Raw genomic sequence first — 14100 nt, forward strand, 5'->3', positions numbered from 1 at the left:
CTAAACATACCACCTTAGAGAGTTTCAAGAAGAAATGCCTCTTAACACCTCAGTGGCTGTAATGTCTATAGGTCCAGATTCCCAGAGTTAGAGAAGCGTAATTTTAACATCGACCCCTGCGGGCAGATCCAAACCCATCAAGGCATGAACAGTTTTAGGTGTCGTCTCTAAGATATCCAGCAGACGTTTATGAATCCGCATCTCAAATTGTTCACGCGACTTCTTGTCTTTAAACGTTGAACGTTGAACGGTATAGATATGCTTTTTCGTCGGCAATGGAATTGGACCCGAGACAGCTGCCCCTGTGCGTTTCGCAGTTTCTGCTATCTGTTTTGACGACAGGTCTAACAACCGATAGTCAAATGCCTTGAGCCGGATGCGAATTTTTTGATTGTCCATCTTTTCGTATCGCCTTCATCAAACAGGGAAGTCTTGTTAGCTTACAGCTTGATGCTGATACAAGGACTGCCCTGTGTTGATTACTTAAAAAGGGCGGCGCGTCAGCACCGCCCAATCGTTTTATTCAATAATTTTGGAGACAACACCGGCACCGACTGTCTGTCCACCTTCACGGATTGCGAATCGGAGTTGCTCTTCCATCGCAATCGGTTTAGAAAGTTTTACAGTGATCTGTGCGTTGTCGCCAGGCATAATCATTTCAATGCCTTCCGGGAGGTTCATCTCTCCGGTTACGTCGGTTGTTCGGAAATAGAACTGCGGTCTGTATCCGCTAAAGAACGGATTCCAGCGTCCACCTTCATCTTTTGTGAGAATGTAGGCTTCGGCTTCAAATTGGGTATGGGGCGTAACCGTCCCAGGGATTGCCAAAACTTGTCCGCGTTCGACGTCATCGCGTTCAACACCACGCAAGAGGGCACCGAGGTTATCGCCGGCTTGACCCTCGTTGAGGCTCTTGTTAAACATCTCAACCCCTGTAACGACGGTGTCTTGTGTTTCACGTAACCCCACGATTTCAACGGTGTTTCCGATTTCAACGGTTCCCCGTTCAACCCTACCGGTGACAACGGTTCCACGTCCGCTGATGGTGAAGATATCTTCAATCGGCATCAGGAAGGGACGATCGGTATCGCGAACCGGTTCTGGGATGTATTCATCAACAGCTGCCATGAGTTCAAGAATGGGTTGGCATGCTTCATGCCCGGGATCACCACCGGATTCCATGGCGTCAAGCGCGGAACCTATGACGATAGGAATATCGTCGCCGGGGAAGTCATAATCGCTGAGCAATTCGCGAACTTCCAATTCGACGAGTTCCAGCAGCTCTTCGTCATCCACCATGTCAGCCTTGTTCAGGAAGACGACGAGCGAAGGCACGTTCACCTGTCGCGCCAATAGCACGTGCTCACGTGTCTGAGGCATGGGTCCGTCAGCGGCGGATACCACCAGAATCGCACCGTCCATCTGTGCCGCACCGGTAATCATATTCTTGATATAGTCGGCGTGTCCGGGGCAATCAACGTGTGCGTAATGCCGGTTATCGGTTTCATACTCAACGTGTGCTGTATTAATGGTAATACCACGTTCTTTTTCTTCGGGTGCCTTATCAATTTCATCATACTCCATGACGTAGTCTGCGTCAGCGAGTTTCGAGAGCACCATCGTAATTGCTGCTGTCAGCGTTGTCTTACCGTGGTCAACGTGGCCAATTGTTCCAACATTGACGTGGGGTTTAGTCCTTTCAAACGTTTCCTTAGCCATTTTTTCCGAGCTCCACTAAAAGTTTATTGTTATATTGGTTATCAGAGGGAATGGTTCTCGGTTCGGGTTGCTACACAACCCTTTCAGTTATCAGTTACAAGAGGCGTTGGGCAACAATTCACCCTTGTGGGAATATTCCAAATTGGCGAAGATTGTTACAAGAAACCCTCTTAACTAACAACCGACAACTATTAACTCTGAAAACTATTAAAATCTTGTGTCCGCTTGTCGGAAATGTGAACACTCCAACAGTTCAGACACCTTGAAAACTACTTAACGATTCGCTGATGAAATTAAATCTTCCATCACGCTTGTTGGGACTTCGTTATAATGTGCAAACTCCATAGAGTAATTGGCTCTACCCTGTGTGAGTGACCTAAGTGTTTTGACATACCCAAACATTTCTGAAAGCGGGACATCAACACGAATAACTTGAATACGAGATTTCGCTTGCGTTTCGGTTTCACGTATCTGAGAACGCCGTGAATTCAGGTCGCCTATGACCTTACCGAGGTATTCGTCGGGAACAATAACTTCAACGTCCATAATCGGTTCGAGAAGCATCGGTGTAGCACGCTTTAGTGCGTCTTTAAACGCCATAGAACCTGCTATGGAGAACGCCATTTCTGATGAATCTACGGCGTGATGTGAACCGTCTACGAGTCTGACTAACACATCAACCACCGGATAGCCTGCTAAGACTCCTATGTTCATCGCGTTCTCAATGCCTTTCTGCACTGCGGGGATGTATTCTTGCGGAATAACGCCACCTTTGGTTTCATCAATGAATTCAAAGCCTGATCCTTTTTCAAGGGGTTCGACCTCGATCGTAACGTCTCCAAATTGACCTCTACCCCCGGATTGACGCACGAAACGTTTCCTGGATTTAACGGCTTTACGGATCGTTTCCCGATAGGCGACTTGCGGATTGCCAACATTCGCCGAGACGTTAAACTCGCGCACGAGTCTATCAACGATGATTTCGAGATGAAGTTCACCCATACCGGACAATAATGTTTGTCCTGTTTCGCTGTCTTGATGCACTTTAAAGGTCGGATCTTCTTCAGCGAGTTTCGAGAGGGCGAGGTTCAGTTTATCGATATCGGATTGCGTTCGAGGCTCAATGGCGATAGCCATCACCGGCAGCGGGAACACCATCGTTTCTAAGGTGATATGTGCCTTCGGATCGCAGAGCGTATCCCCCGTTGAGAGGTCTTTTAACCCGATGACTGCGGCGATGTCGCCTGAGTGAACAGCTTGGTGTTCTTCCCGTTTGTTGGCGTGCATCTGCATTAACCGCCCGATCCGCTCGTGTTTTCCAGTTGTACTGTTGTAGAGGGTATCGCCTTTCTGGAGGATACCAGAATACACCCGTAAGTAGGTAAGTTTGCCAACGTGGGGATCCGTCATGATTTTGAACGCCAATGCACAGAAGGGTTCACTATCCTTTGCGGCACGTGTTTCCTCTTCTTCAGTCTTCGGATTAAAGCCTACCACAGGCGGCACATCGGTGGGTGCCGGTAGGTAGGAAACAATCGCGTCTAAGAGCGGTTGGACACCTTTATTTTTCAGAGCCGTGCCGCAAAGAACAGGGACGACCTTTCCATTAAGAACAGCGTTTCGTATGCCCGCTTTAATCTCTTCAGGTGAAATTTTGACACCATCCAAGTATTTAAACATAAGGGCATCGTCGTGATCGGCGATAGCCTCTAACAGCTGCTCTCGATATTCGGTCACCATGTCCTCCATTTCTCTGGGGATGTCTGTTTCTTGGATGACAGTGCCATCGCTGCCGGCATCTGTTCCGACATTCCAGATCTGCCCCTTCATGGAGATGAGGTCAACGATTCCTGTGAATTGTTCTGCCGACCCGATAGGAAGTTGCACGGGGATCGCTGGGGCACCGAGGCGTTCTTCCATCATCTCAACCGTTCGGAAGAAATCGGCACCGGTTCGATCCATTTTGTTGACGAATGCGATTCGCGGTATATCGTATTTATCTGCTTGTCTCCAAACAGTTTCAGATTGCGGTTCAACGCCGCCAACTGCACAAAAAACTGCGACTGCGCCGTCGAGGACGCGAAGTGAACGTTCGACTTCGACGGTAAAGTCGATATGCCCCGGTGTATCAATGATATTGATTTGGTGTTTTTTCCACTGACAGGTTGTTGCAGCGGCAGTAATCGTAATGCCGCGTTCCTGTTCTTGCACCATCCAATCCATGGCAGTGGTGCCATCGTCCACATCCCCGATCCGATAGAGTTTACCGGTATAATAGAGAATGCGTTCGGTGACAGTGGTCTTCCCGGCATCAATGTGTGCCATGACACCGATATTTCGCATGTGGGGCAATTCTAAGCGTTGGGGGTTGCTATTTTTTTTCTCCGCCACGATTGGACGACTCCTTTTTTGTGTTAACGCTTCGGCTCTCAGCCGTAACGCATTTTTTACCATCGATAATGTGCGAAAGCTCGGTTCGCTTCTGCCATTCGATGCTGATCCATTTTTCTGCGAATCGCGCCACCTTCGTTCTGAGATGCTTCAAGTATTTCACCTGCGAGACGTTCTGCCATCCGTCTTTCGCCGCGCGAGCGAGCAGATTGAATAATCCAACTAAAAGCCAATCGCTGTTTCCGTTCTGCTTTTACATCAACAGGCACTTGATAGGTCTGGCTGCCTACACGCCGGGGTCTAATTTCTAACACGGGTTTGACATTGTTGATTGCTTGACGGAACACGGCGAAACCATCTTCCTTCGCCCGGGATTCAATGATCTCAAAACTCTCATATAAGATGGATTGCGCAGTGCTTTTCTTGCCATCTAACATGAGGCTATTGATGAATTTTGACACCAGCTTGCTGTTATATTTCGCGTCAGGATTGACATCCCGCTTGCTGATGTTTCCACGTCTCGGCATCTACTCTTCCTCCGTTTTTTAAGCCGGTTTCCGTGCGCCATATTTTGAACGACCTTGACGACGGTTATCGACACCTGCCGTATCCAATTTGCCGCGGACGATGTGGTAGCGGACATTAGAGAGGTCTTTGACTCTCCCGCCTCGGACTAAAACGACTGAGTGTTCTTGCAGATTGTGATCAATCCCCGGAATGTAACAGGTAGCTTCGTAGCCAGAGGTGAACCGCACTCGAGCGACTTTACGCAATGCCGAATTCGGTTTGTTCGGCGTTACTGTTTTCACTTGTAAGCAGATACCGCGTCGCTGAGGACACTGCTCGAGTACCGGAGATTTTGTCTTTTTCCGGGACTTTTTGCGCGGTTTCTTGATTAATTGATTAATTGTTGGCATTTCGGACCTCCGCGATGATATATCTATGGGTTTCTGATAAAAAGAAAAAAGCCCCGCGCGGGGCATTGTAACTTCAACACATTAACGCTGAATTTTAGGTACGACGTTAGAATGTTTCCGTAGTTGCCCCCTCGTTTCTAAAAAGATTGATTAGGGTTTCCAAAACTAATATTATACACAATAAATTGGGCTGTGTCAAATTTATTTTGAAAAAAAAGCGAAAAAGATTGGAATTCTGCGAATTTTCTACTTTTTTACCACTTTTCCGCCTAAAATAACGGTTTGAACGCTCAAATTTTCGTCAACAATAACGATATCTGCCGTTTTACCGGTTGCAATTGAACCCACCGAATCTGCAACGCCTAAATTCTGCGCGGGCGTTAAAGTCGCCATCGTTAAAGCGGCTTCTATGGAATGTCCCCAGTTGATGACGTTACGGACACCCTCCATCAATGTAATTGTCGCACCCGCGAGGCGTTCTGTGGGTTTTCCTACATCTAACCACATCGCTCCGTTGCGAATGTATTTCTCGGTCCTATGCCGCTCAAAGGTTGTGTCGTGTTGGGAAATCGCATCTTCATTGAGGCGATAGGCATCCAGCTCGGGGAGGTATGTTGCCGAGGTTTGCCATTCTTCTGTGGGGACACCGGCGAGTTCTGTGCAGTCTGTAATTAACCCAACGGCGTGAATGCCTTTTTGTTGAATGAGGGTATTTCCCCAAAAAGGATGGACATGGTGCTCATCGACGATGAGTTCTGCGTGGATGTCTGGATGGGAAAGGACTGCTTCAATGGCGCCGAGGGTGCGGTGGTGCAGCCCACTCATACCGTTGTAAGTATGGGTGGCGCGTGTCACGCCCGCGTCAATCGCATCGATTGCCTGTTGATATGTGGCGTTTGTGTGTCCCATCGCAATAACGATGTTGTTATAAGCATCTGCTTTAAAGGCTGCGAGATGCTTGATAAACTGCAGATTGTCATCGTTTTCTGGTGCGACGGAGATTACCTTTAAAGTCGCATCGGAAGCTGCCCACATTGCATGGAATTCTTCGAAGTTCGGGGGTGTAATGTATTTTGCGTTCTGTGCCCCGTTTTTGGCGAGACTCCCGAATTTTCCTTCCACGTAGGCCCCTAAAATCCGAGAACCGTCCGCTATAGGTTCGTCAACGACGTGTGCAATAGCGGTTAAGGCATTGTTGATTTGGGTCATGCTGCCCGAGGAGATTCCCAGCACCAACGAGGTAACACCGCTGCGCGCATGGGCTCGTGTGATTGTCGCAACGTCTTCAACGTGACCCGTCATGCTATCATAGCCACCGCCGCCGTGCACCAACCCATCAATCAATCCGGGAATGACGAGGCATCCAGCCGCATCGATGGTCTCTCCCGATGGCTGCAGGGCTTCTGAGGTTATCGTTGAAATTTTGTCGTCTTGAATGACGATGCTTCCCTCTCCATGATGCACGGGAGTGTAGATGTCGCCATTCAGAATTGTAAGGGTTTCCATGTCTCCAAAATGCCTTGAATTTTTTCCTATATCTGTTCCGCCACCCACAAGATACTTTGCGCGAGGACTCTTAAAAAGGGTTCTACTTCAAAATCTTTCTGGTGCCCTAATGAAGTATAACAGATACGTCCGCCATTATGCAAACGCGTCCATGCGACAGGCTCTGAATGTTCGTCCGTGTGTCCCATCAAGAGTAGAGAGGTATCGTCGCGAAGTGAGGGACTTTTATAGAGGCTACCATAACAGTCAAACGCTGAAATGCCGTTCAGGATGGGATGTTCCGTATCAATCAATTCCACCTGCGTGGGAGGTCCTTCACCGTAATGCCCTTGATAGTCGCCCCCGAGCACGGTTTTATCGAATTCCAACCAGTTTTGATAGGCGTGGCTGGCTGTCCTGACCCCAACGAGCGGTCTGCCTTGTTCGCAGTAGGCTTGAAATTGTTTCAGTGAGACACCCGCTGTGTTCAGACGGCGTGTGAAAACCAATAACGCATCTGCATCCGCTAACGCTCCTAAAGAGGGATCGTGATCTTCTGAATTGTAGACGACTAAATTCGCGTGGATCGGATAGTGTTTTTCTACGAACGTTTTGAAAATCGTCAAAGATGCCTCGGAGTCGTACTCAAAGGAACCGGAAAGCATACACACATTAAGCACGGAACGCCTCCTATTTTCTTTCTAAAAACAAAAAACTATAAGGGTAAGGATTTTTCTCGTCAGGTTCGCCATCGATGCGTTTTACTTCTTGCCACGCTTCGGTATTGAACGCCGGAAAATAGACATCGCCTTTGAACGTAGCATGGATCTGTGTAAGGTAAAGTCGGTTTGCGTGCGGTAAGAAAGCTTCGTAGATAGGGGCGCCACCGCATATCATGAGCTCCTCTGTCCCTGCACAAAGTTTTAGGATTTCTTCTACCGAGTGTGCCACGATGCACCCTTTCGGTGCCGCGTAGGTGGTGTTTCGCGTGAGAATAATATTCCGCCGCTTGCCGAGAGGGCGTTTCAGGGTTTCAAAGGTTTTGCGTCCCATAACGACGGGCTTCCCAATAGTCATATCGCGAAAATGCCGCCGGTCCACTGGCATCTGCCAAGGGATATCCGGTCCGTTCCCGATGAGTCTATTTTGATCCATTGCGGCAATCATTGAAACTACCATTTTAAGGCTCGACTCCTTCTTCCTGTTTTCCTGCTCGTATCCCACTCAAGACGCGTTCGGCAAAATGGATGACTGTCTCTTTTACCATACGGGGGACGAGTTTGATCTGTTTTTCCTGTTCCCATTCGATCTTAAATTCTTCGGCAGTTACAAGCTCGTTAATCCCTGTCTCGATGGCCGCTACATCGACTTCAAACTGTTCGACGAATTCCGTGAGGTCCAGCGGTTCTTCGGTTTGAAAAGCAAGAACTTCTATCCAGAGCCACATGCCCAACCGTCGTGTGAAGTGGGACAGATTTTCAGTGGTATCCACCAGACGCGTAATGGATGCAAAGCAGTAGGCTGCGTGATGTGGGTAATTGATGATAATCTCTTCAAACTCCTCAAAAGCAACATGAATGAGAAATCCTGCTTCCTCTGCCAGCGTCAGTTCGTCTGAGACTGCGGAATTGCCGTTCTGTTGAGAGGGATCGGAATTGCCTTGATTTTGCTTTTTCTTTGTCATAGTTTCCTTAGTTCGTAGCATTGGAAGATACGCGGAAATACGCGATGAAAATCTCCGGCGTTTTGCCAACGCCTAAGCACGTTACGTATTCGTGGGGCTCTATCTTTGCAATAGGCATTTGTTCGATCCAATTGTCGGGCAGCCGAATCCCTTTTTCACTTATTCCACCGCCGATGTATCCGCTTCCTGCTTGGGCATGGTTGAACCATGTTGTTCTCGGTTTACCGGGACTATGCCAATATGCCGTGATCCTGTCACCTGACCGAAAGATTTCTGCCTGTGTAAAATTGCCCGGAGCATTATCACCAAGATTGCGAAGGTATCTATCTGGTCGAGAGGACATAAAGACGCAAACAGAGGGGACTATCTGTGGTGATTGTTGCCATTTCCCGTCAATCCACTTCCACATGATATGCGTCTTAAATGGAAACTCCGGGGCGGATTCCATCGTAGGGTGCGCCATGATATGGAAGATCGCAAGTTCGTTCAGTCTGCTTATCCCCTTAACCTCAAGCGTTTCGTGGTTTTCTATGATTGCGATAGATTTCTGCTGCCAAGCCCCAATTGGAATCGATAAATTCCTTGTTACCCGCTGTTTATCCATATCGATGTCCAATTCCAAGACGTTATCCTTGAGTTCAAAATTGGCGATTTCTGAATCCGCTGGCAGCACCCAATAAAGGGTTATCATGTCTGCTAAGCGCGAAATTGCGTATTCATTTTCGTTGGATTTCCCGCAACTTGCAAGTAGCAATCCGATGAGACTTATCAAAACTATCCGCATTTTCATTGGGAACCTCCATTGTAGTGCGGTGCCTCGAGAATTCTACACAATCATAGGCGCGTAAATAGCCTCGTGGTGTTGATAGTCTATCAATTGAATATGTTGCATCTTGAACGCGTCAATCGACTTGATTTTTGGATTCAGTTCGAGTTGTGGGAGCGGGTAAGGTTTCCGCTCTAATTGGGTTTGGACGGCTTCAAGGTGCTCGTGATAGATATGAGCATCGCCTAAGGTGTGGATGAATTCATGCGGCGTAAAGCCTGTTACCTGCGCAACCATGTGTAGGAGGAGTGCATACGAGGCGATGTTAAACGGGACCCCTAAGAACATATCACAACTCGGTTGATACATCTGGAGCGACAACTTCCCGTCTGCCACGACGAATTGGAAACACATGTGGCAAGGGGTCAATGCCATTTCGTCTAATTCCGCCGGATTCCATGCTGTAACAATATGTTTGCGGCTATGCGGGTTGGTCTGAAGTTGTTCGATGACGCTACCTAACTGATCAATCGTGCCATTTTCTGTTTTCCACCGTCGCCATTGGACACCGTATATGCGTCCGAGGTAACCGTCGCGTCCCCATACCTCAGCGTTTGCATCCCAAATTTGTGTGCCGAGTTTTTGAAACTGATCGACGTGGTCGTAGCCGCGCAGGAAACCCAGAAGTTCTGCTTTTACCGACCGGAACGCGAGTTTTTTGGTGGTTACGGCGGGAAACCCGTCTTCCATGTTGTAGCGCATTTGCATACCGAAGAGTGCGCGGGTTACACCATTTCTACCCTCGCGGTCGATACCGGTATCGAATACTTGTCGAAGTCCATCTATGTATTGTTCCATGACTCCCCCTATATCTACCGGTCTGTGCTACCGAAGCCGCCTCTGGAGGCTGCGGACATCTCTTCGACCTCGTTCCATTCTGCTGTATCTACGCGCACAAAAATGGCTTGTGCAATGCGGCTCCCTCTTTCAACCTTAACAACGCTATCTGTGAAATTATAAACCTGAATTTGCAATTCGTCCTCTTCACCACAGTAGTCGTTGTCGACGATCCCTACACCTTGCGGCACCATCAAGCCGAATTTACGCGGTGTGCTGCTTCGTGAACATACCATCAGCATATAACCGGGGGGTGTTTCAACGATGACGTTCGCGGGGATCAGGACGATGGTGTGTGGGGCAATCTCTGCGGATTCTCGACAAATCAGATCGAAACCCACGGAACCGGCGGTTTCGTATTTCGGCAATGGAAGTGTCTTGTCTATACGTTTGATATTAACTTTCATGGGTGTTATGGGACTGCGACTCCTACTGTCTGGCATGCTACGCGATAAACGGAGGTACTCGCTGTGATGAAAAGGGTTTTCCAGTCATCTCCACCCCATGCCAGGTTCGCGGCGCGCTCAGGAACGAGAATAATTCCGAGATGTGTTCCGTCAGGTGCGAAGACCCAAATGCCGTCGGGACCTGTTAAATAAATGTTTCCCTGTGTATCGGCTTTCATCCCGTCCGGTTTCCCCGTATCCCCTTCCTCTTCACCGAAGATGCGGTCGTTTGTGAGGGTGCCGTCGGGTTGCACATCGAAAGCGCGCACATGCATCCGTTCGGTGTCGTTGATGTAAAGGATAGACTCGTCCGGTGAAAAACAGATACCGTTGGGTCTATCAAAGTCATCGACGAGCAGAGTCAGGGTTTCACCGTTTAGGGACAGGCGATAGACCCCTTGAAAGTCGAGTTCCTTCTCTGATTCAACACCGTAGGCTGCACTGAGTCCGTAGGGGGGATCGGTGAAATAGATACTTCCGTCGGATTTTACGACGACATCGTTCGGACTGTTCAAACGTTTTCCCTGATAGTGTGATGCGATTGTGATGACGTGTCCGTCGGCTGTCGTTCTGGAGACCCGTCGGTTGGCGTGCTCACAGGCAATGAGGTGTCCGCCTTTATCGTAAGTCAAACCGTTTGACTTACCAGAGGGTTCACGAAAAACAGTCATTCCAGCGTTCGCATCCCATCTCCGCATCTTGTTTGCAGGAATATCGCTAAAAAGCAGAAACTGCTCTGTGGCGTGCCAGAGCGGTCCCTCAGTGAATTGGCAGCCTGTTGCTATCTGTTCGACGGCTGCCTCCGGATCAATCAGATCCGTTAATCGTCCATCTCGGACATCAAGTGCCATATTTTTCCTTTCAAATATTCTTGACAACGCTCTTAATTAATGTTAGCATAATTTTTAAAATAGTGGATATAAGGTTTCGCACAGTGAGAATGTGACTTGGGCGTTCATTAGAATTTAAAAAAAGAACGTGCCTGGAGCGACTCGAACGCTCGACCTTCAGCTCCGGAGGCTGACGCTCTATCCATCTGAGCTACAGGCACATAAATCTTCAAAGTCAGGGAGGTTCACGAATAAAACCGCCCCTGATTTACATGTATTCTTAATTTTAACAAATTCGGCATCTTTTGTCAAGTTTTTCCATCGAAAAAAATCTAAGGAGGAAGATCAGGGTGAAACGTAAATTTCAGAAGTTCTCAATCCTTGCGGTTCTGGTTGTCTTTTTATTCAGTTTCGCACCCGATATCGTAGAGAGCCGTCGCGGTGGCGGTTTTAGGGGCGGACGGAGTTTCAGTCGTAGCCGAAGTTATAGCCGTAGCACGACTCGGCGGAGTACCACACCGAGGCGGACCTATAGTAGTCCACGGACTTCAACGCGGACGACCCGCAGCACCGGCAGCACCTACAACACAAGTAGCGCGTCAAGAAGCACCGCTACACGTGCCAGCACAGTCGCGCGCCAGCGGCAGACTGCGACGAGTCGAGCAAGAGCCACGACCGCAACAAATCGAAGCACGACTGCGACCCGGAGCGCAACGCGCAGCCAGCAACGGCAGGTGAAAGCGCAAAATCGGAAACAGGTTCGACAACTCAAAGCAGAAAACCGGACGTTAAAACGCCAAAACAGAAGGGCGAATCGCGAGACGGCACGCGCTCGCCGCGATGCTCGCCAAACGATTAACGTCAATAATTTCGGGGGTTACTATCCAATGATGGGGTATTCAATGTACCCCTTGGCGGCGTCTATGGCGTTTAACAACCTCATGTTCGGTATCTATTTCCATGATTATTACAACCATTCGATTCGCCATAGTTACCTGTGGCACTATCACCATCGAAACTATGACCGCTCGCATTGGAGTGCAGAAAAACAGGCGGAGTATGAACGCTATCGGGATTACTATGAAAGCCAAGGCATCGAACAGAACCCGAATTACGTGGATCCCGGGACCAATCCAGATGAAAACTACGTAGCAAGTTATGTTGAAGAAAATCCGGATAAGTTTTATGGGGACGGTGCCGAGGCTTACACGGTTGATGAGCTCCCGGATGAGGAGGCATTGAAGTCGGAACTCCTTGCTGCTGCCGAGGGGACACCCACAGTAACAACCCCCGCGACGACACGCACAACGCGCGCCCCACCGGCTACACGGACCGTTGTTGTTGAGAAGCAGACCTCGGGAGCGACTTGGTTCCTGCTGATTTTCGGAAGTGTCCTCGTTGTTGGCGTGGTTGTGGTTGTGATGTATAACAAGGGTTATTTTTAGGGGGGAACATGGCACTGTTTGGCAGAAAAGATGGCAAATCCCTGTTTAGTAGACGAAAGGACGCTGAACCCAAGAAACCGGAACGGCATGAGTTGATTGATATTCCGCTCGATAGCATGATTGAACTCTCCGACATCCTCACTTATGAGGAGACTGGAGATACTTCGCACGCTTTCACGTTGGTTACGCGAAAGAAGTATGAAGGAGAAAGCCTCCGCCGCTATATGTATCACGCTCAGGACGCGGAGGAGGAAGTCGTTATTGGCGTGGATCATGTCGCTGGAACGAAGGACGATTACGAGATCTCCCGATGGATTGTTGACGACGAATGTGAACTCGGCGATCCGTTGCCGGATGCGATGACGCTCTATTTTCCGGATCCGGAAGATGAGAATGCGGATATTGCTGTTGAATATAACCGACAGGACGTTGTGCCTGCAACACTCACCCTTACCAATGCCGAAGGGGAAGATAAGTTCGATGTTGAACTTCATGAATACGCCAGTGATAACGATGAGTATATGTCTATTGAGTGCTGCGGCGACTGGTTGACGTTCTACGTTGGCGTTCTCATCACGCGAGCGGATATAGAAATCTATCCAGCGATGGCAGCGCAACCTGAACGTAAGTAAATTTTATCCCGGATATATCCGTAAGGCGAGGTTTTTCTGACCTCGCCTTCTCTCACTAAAGTTTGGACAATTTTAAGAATTAAGATGCATTAAAGCAGAAAAGCAGGTATCCTTTCATAACTAAAGTTTGGACAATATTATAGTATTCAGGCAGCCTTTTCAAAAGGCGGTGCCGTATCTTGTTGAAAAGGGGTAATAATATTCTGCGAGTTTGTATTTTCAGTGGAACTCGTAGAAAATCGGTGGTCTCTGATTTGTGCTTTCAGATAAGCGACTCGAAGGCCTTGTGTGAGTTTCTTTGGATGATACCCATGAATGCCAAGAAACTCACAGACGGTCTTGACGTTTATGGGTTTCTCCGTGGGTTGTGGCAGTGAGAAGATGAGTTTCGTCAAAGACGCTGCGATGAAACTCAGTTGCACAAAGCGATTGATACTTTTTCGAGATTTGACGTGATACCCGCTGAATCCGAAGTGCTGTTTTGCGTCTCGAAAAGCGGTTTCAATCAGCCAACGTTGCTGATAGTATTGAAGTATTTTGGGTATCTCCAAGGTCAAGTCTGTTGTAAAGACGAGAAAATAGCGATACGGTTTTGAAGGTTTGGGTCGCCTGCGTATGACCAGGAGTCGGCCCTCTGTGGGACACCTTTTTGTGCGCACGAGGTGTGAAGCGATTTGGACTTCGCCCGACACAGGAGGTGATGTCCCAAACCCAATAACATTTCAAAGACCTTTCGGCGTGCGAAAGCACTATCGAAGATGATAAGCCCCCGAGAGAGTTTTGAAGCGATACGTCTCAGAACGGCATCGCCTTTATCGCGAACCGTCTGCGGGACAATGAGTTTCACCCACACCGGAAAAAGCAGCCACTCGGTAGGCGTAGCACATA

The 14100-nt window shown here is 48.6% G+C and carries 16 protein-coding genes and 1 tRNA gene; 2 read left to right on the plus strand and 15 right to left on the minus strand.

Annotated features, from left to right (window positions below; translation table 11 throughout):
• Window positions 1–87: 87 nt before the first annotated feature.
• From rpsJ to F4X88_00370, 14 genes are all read right to left on the minus strand, one after another.
• On the minus strand, window positions 88–399 hold the full coding sequence (rpsJ, locus tag F4X88_00305) for a 30S ribosomal protein S10 (GenBank protein ID MYA54710.1): 312 nt from the start codon (window positions 397–399) through the stop codon (window positions 88–90).
• Between the two features lie 120 nt (window positions 400–519).
• Window positions 520–1719, minus strand: coding sequence for an elongation factor Tu (gene tuf / locus F4X88_00310; GenBank protein MYA54711.1), 1200 nt, complete (start codon window positions 1717–1719; stop codon window positions 520–522).
• A gap of 273 nt (window positions 1720–1992) precedes the next feature.
• A complete protein-coding gene (fusA, locus tag F4X88_00315; protein ID MYA54712.1) occupies window positions 1993–4173 on the minus strand; it encodes an elongation factor G in 2181 nt (726 codons plus the stop codon).
• Window positions 4167–4637 (minus strand): 30S ribosomal protein S7, encoded by a 471-nt coding sequence (rpsG, locus tag F4X88_00320; protein MYA54713.1) that lies wholly within the window; start codon window positions 4635–4637, stop codon window positions 4167–4169. The genes fusA and rpsG overlap by 7 nt, the downstream gene beginning before the upstream one ends.
• An 18-nt stretch (window positions 4638–4655) precedes the next feature.
• On the minus strand, window positions 4656–5027 hold the full coding sequence (locus F4X88_00325) for a 30S ribosomal protein S12 (protein MYA54714.1): 372 nt from the start codon (window positions 5025–5027) through the stop codon (window positions 4656–4658).
• 246 nt (window positions 5028–5273) lie between these two features.
• Entirely contained in the window at window positions 5274–6533 is a 1260-nt protein-coding gene (locus F4X88_00330) for an amidohydrolase family protein (GenBank protein MYA54715.1), read from the minus strand.
• Window positions 6534–6559: 26 nt separating this feature from the next.
• Window positions 6560–7192 (minus strand): ThuA domain-containing protein, encoded by a 633-nt coding sequence (locus F4X88_00335; protein MYA54716.1) that lies wholly within the window; start codon window positions 7190–7192, stop codon window positions 6560–6562.
• 10 nt (window positions 7193–7202) lie between these two features.
• Window positions 7203–7691 carry a dihydrofolate reductase gene (locus F4X88_00340; GenBank protein ID MYA54717.1) on the minus strand — a complete coding sequence of 163 codons (489 nt, stop codon included), beginning with the start codon at window positions 7689–7691 and terminating at the stop codon, window positions 7203–7205.
• 1 nt (window position 7692) lies between these two features.
• Entirely contained in the window at window positions 7693–8196 is a 504-nt protein-coding gene (locus F4X88_00345) for a hypothetical protein (GenBank protein ID MYA54718.1), read from the minus strand.
• 7 nt (window positions 8197–8203) lie between these two features.
• Window positions 8204–8986: a hypothetical protein gene (locus F4X88_00350; protein ID MYA54719.1), complete on the minus strand. Its 783-nt coding sequence runs from the start codon at window positions 8984–8986 to the stop codon at window positions 8204–8206.
• Window positions 8987–9022: 36 nt separating this feature from the next.
• The gene (locus F4X88_00355; GenBank protein ID MYA54720.1) at window positions 9023–9820 is read right to left on the minus strand and encodes a thymidylate synthase; all 798 of its coding nucleotides are present in this window, start codon (window positions 9818–9820) and stop codon (window positions 9023–9025) included.
• A 14-nt stretch (window positions 9821–9834) separates the two neighbouring features.
• The gene (locus tag F4X88_00360) at window positions 9835–10266 is read right to left on the minus strand and encodes a dUTP diphosphatase (protein ID MYA54721.1); all 432 of its coding nucleotides are present in this window, start codon (window positions 10264–10266) and stop codon (window positions 9835–9837) included.
• Between the two features lie 5 nt (window positions 10267–10271).
• Window positions 10272–11156, minus strand: a complete 885-nt coding sequence (locus F4X88_00365) for an SMP-30/gluconolactonase/LRE family protein (GenBank protein ID MYA54722.1) — start codon at window positions 11154–11156, stop codon at window positions 10272–10274.
• Window positions 11157–11282: 126 nt separating this feature from the next.
• Window positions 11283–11356 (minus strand) — tRNA-Arg (locus F4X88_00370).
• A gap of 129 nt (window positions 11357–11485) precedes the next feature.
• Between F4X88_00370 and F4X88_00375 the strand changes: the two genes are divergently transcribed.
• Both F4X88_00375 and F4X88_00380 read left to right on the plus strand, forming a co-directional pair.
• Window positions 11486–12580: a hypothetical protein gene (locus F4X88_00375; protein MYA54723.1), complete on the plus strand. Its 1095-nt coding sequence runs from the start codon at window positions 11486–11488 to the stop codon at window positions 12578–12580.
• Between the two features lie 8 nt (window positions 12581–12588).
• Window positions 12589–13212 (plus strand): hypothetical protein, encoded by a 624-nt coding sequence (locus F4X88_00380; protein MYA54724.1) that lies wholly within the window; start codon window positions 12589–12591, stop codon window positions 13210–13212.
• Window positions 13213–13358: 146 nt separating this feature from the next.
• On the opposite strand, the gene F4X88_00385 is transcribed toward F4X88_00380, so the two are convergent.
• On the minus strand, window positions 13359–13928 hold the full coding sequence (locus tag F4X88_00385; protein MYA54725.1) for a transposase: 570 nt from the start codon (window positions 13926–13928) through the stop codon (window positions 13359–13361).
• Window positions 13929–14100: the final 172 nt, after the last annotated feature.

Source organism: Candidatus Poribacteria bacterium (assembly GCA_009839745.1).
Classification (GTDB): domain Bacteria; phylum Poribacteria; class WGA-4E; order WGA-4E; family WGA-3G; genus WGA-3G.

What these genes read in the sequence shown, in the direction of transcription:
- rpsJ (MYA54710.1), bottom strand. Translation starts at nt 399, where the DNA reads ATGGACAATCAAAAAATTCGCATCCGGCTCAAGGCATTTGACTATCGG.
- tuf (MYA54711.1), bottom strand. Translation starts at nt 1,719, where the DNA reads ATGGCTAAGGAAACGTTTGAAAGGACTAAACCCCACGTCAATGTTGGA.
- fusA (MYA54712.1), bottom strand. Translation starts at nt 4,173, where the DNA reads ATGGTAAAAAATGCGTTACGGCTGAGAGCCGAAGCGTTAACACAAAAA.
- rpsG (MYA54713.1), bottom strand. Translation starts at nt 4,637, where the DNA reads ATGCCGAGACGTGGAAACATCAGCAAGCGGGATGTCAATCCTGACGCG.
- F4X88_00325 (MYA54714.1), bottom strand. Translation starts at nt 5,027, where the DNA reads ATGCCAACAATTAATCAATTAATCAAGAAACCGCGCAAAAAGTCCCGG.
- F4X88_00330 (MYA54715.1), bottom strand. Translation starts at nt 6,533, where the DNA reads ATGGAAACCCTTACAATTCTGAATGGCGACATCTACACTCCCGTGCAT.
- F4X88_00340 (MYA54717.1), bottom strand. Translation starts at nt 7,691, where the DNA reads ATGGTAGTTTCAATGATTGCCGCAATGGATCAAAATAGACTCATCGGG.
- F4X88_00345 (MYA54718.1), bottom strand. Translation starts at nt 8,196, where the DNA reads ATGACAAAGAAAAAGCAAAATCAAGGCAATTCCGATCCCTCTCAACAG.
- F4X88_00350 (MYA54719.1), bottom strand. Translation starts at nt 8,986, where the DNA reads ATGAAAATGCGGATAGTTTTGATAAGTCTCATCGGATTGCTACTTGCA.
- F4X88_00355 (MYA54720.1), bottom strand. Translation starts at nt 9,820, where the DNA reads ATGGAACAATACATAGATGGACTTCGACAAGTATTCGATACCGGTATC.
- F4X88_00360 (MYA54721.1), bottom strand. Translation starts at nt 10,266, where the DNA reads ATGAAAGTTAATATCAAACGTATAGACAAGACACTTCCATTGCCGAAA.
- F4X88_00365 (MYA54722.1), bottom strand. Translation starts at nt 11,156, where the DNA reads ATGGCACTTGATGTCCGAGATGGACGATTAACGGATCTGATTGATCCG.
- F4X88_00380 (MYA54724.1), top strand. Translation starts at nt 12,589, where the DNA reads ATGGCACTGTTTGGCAGAAAAGATGGCAAATCCCTGTTTAGTAGACGA.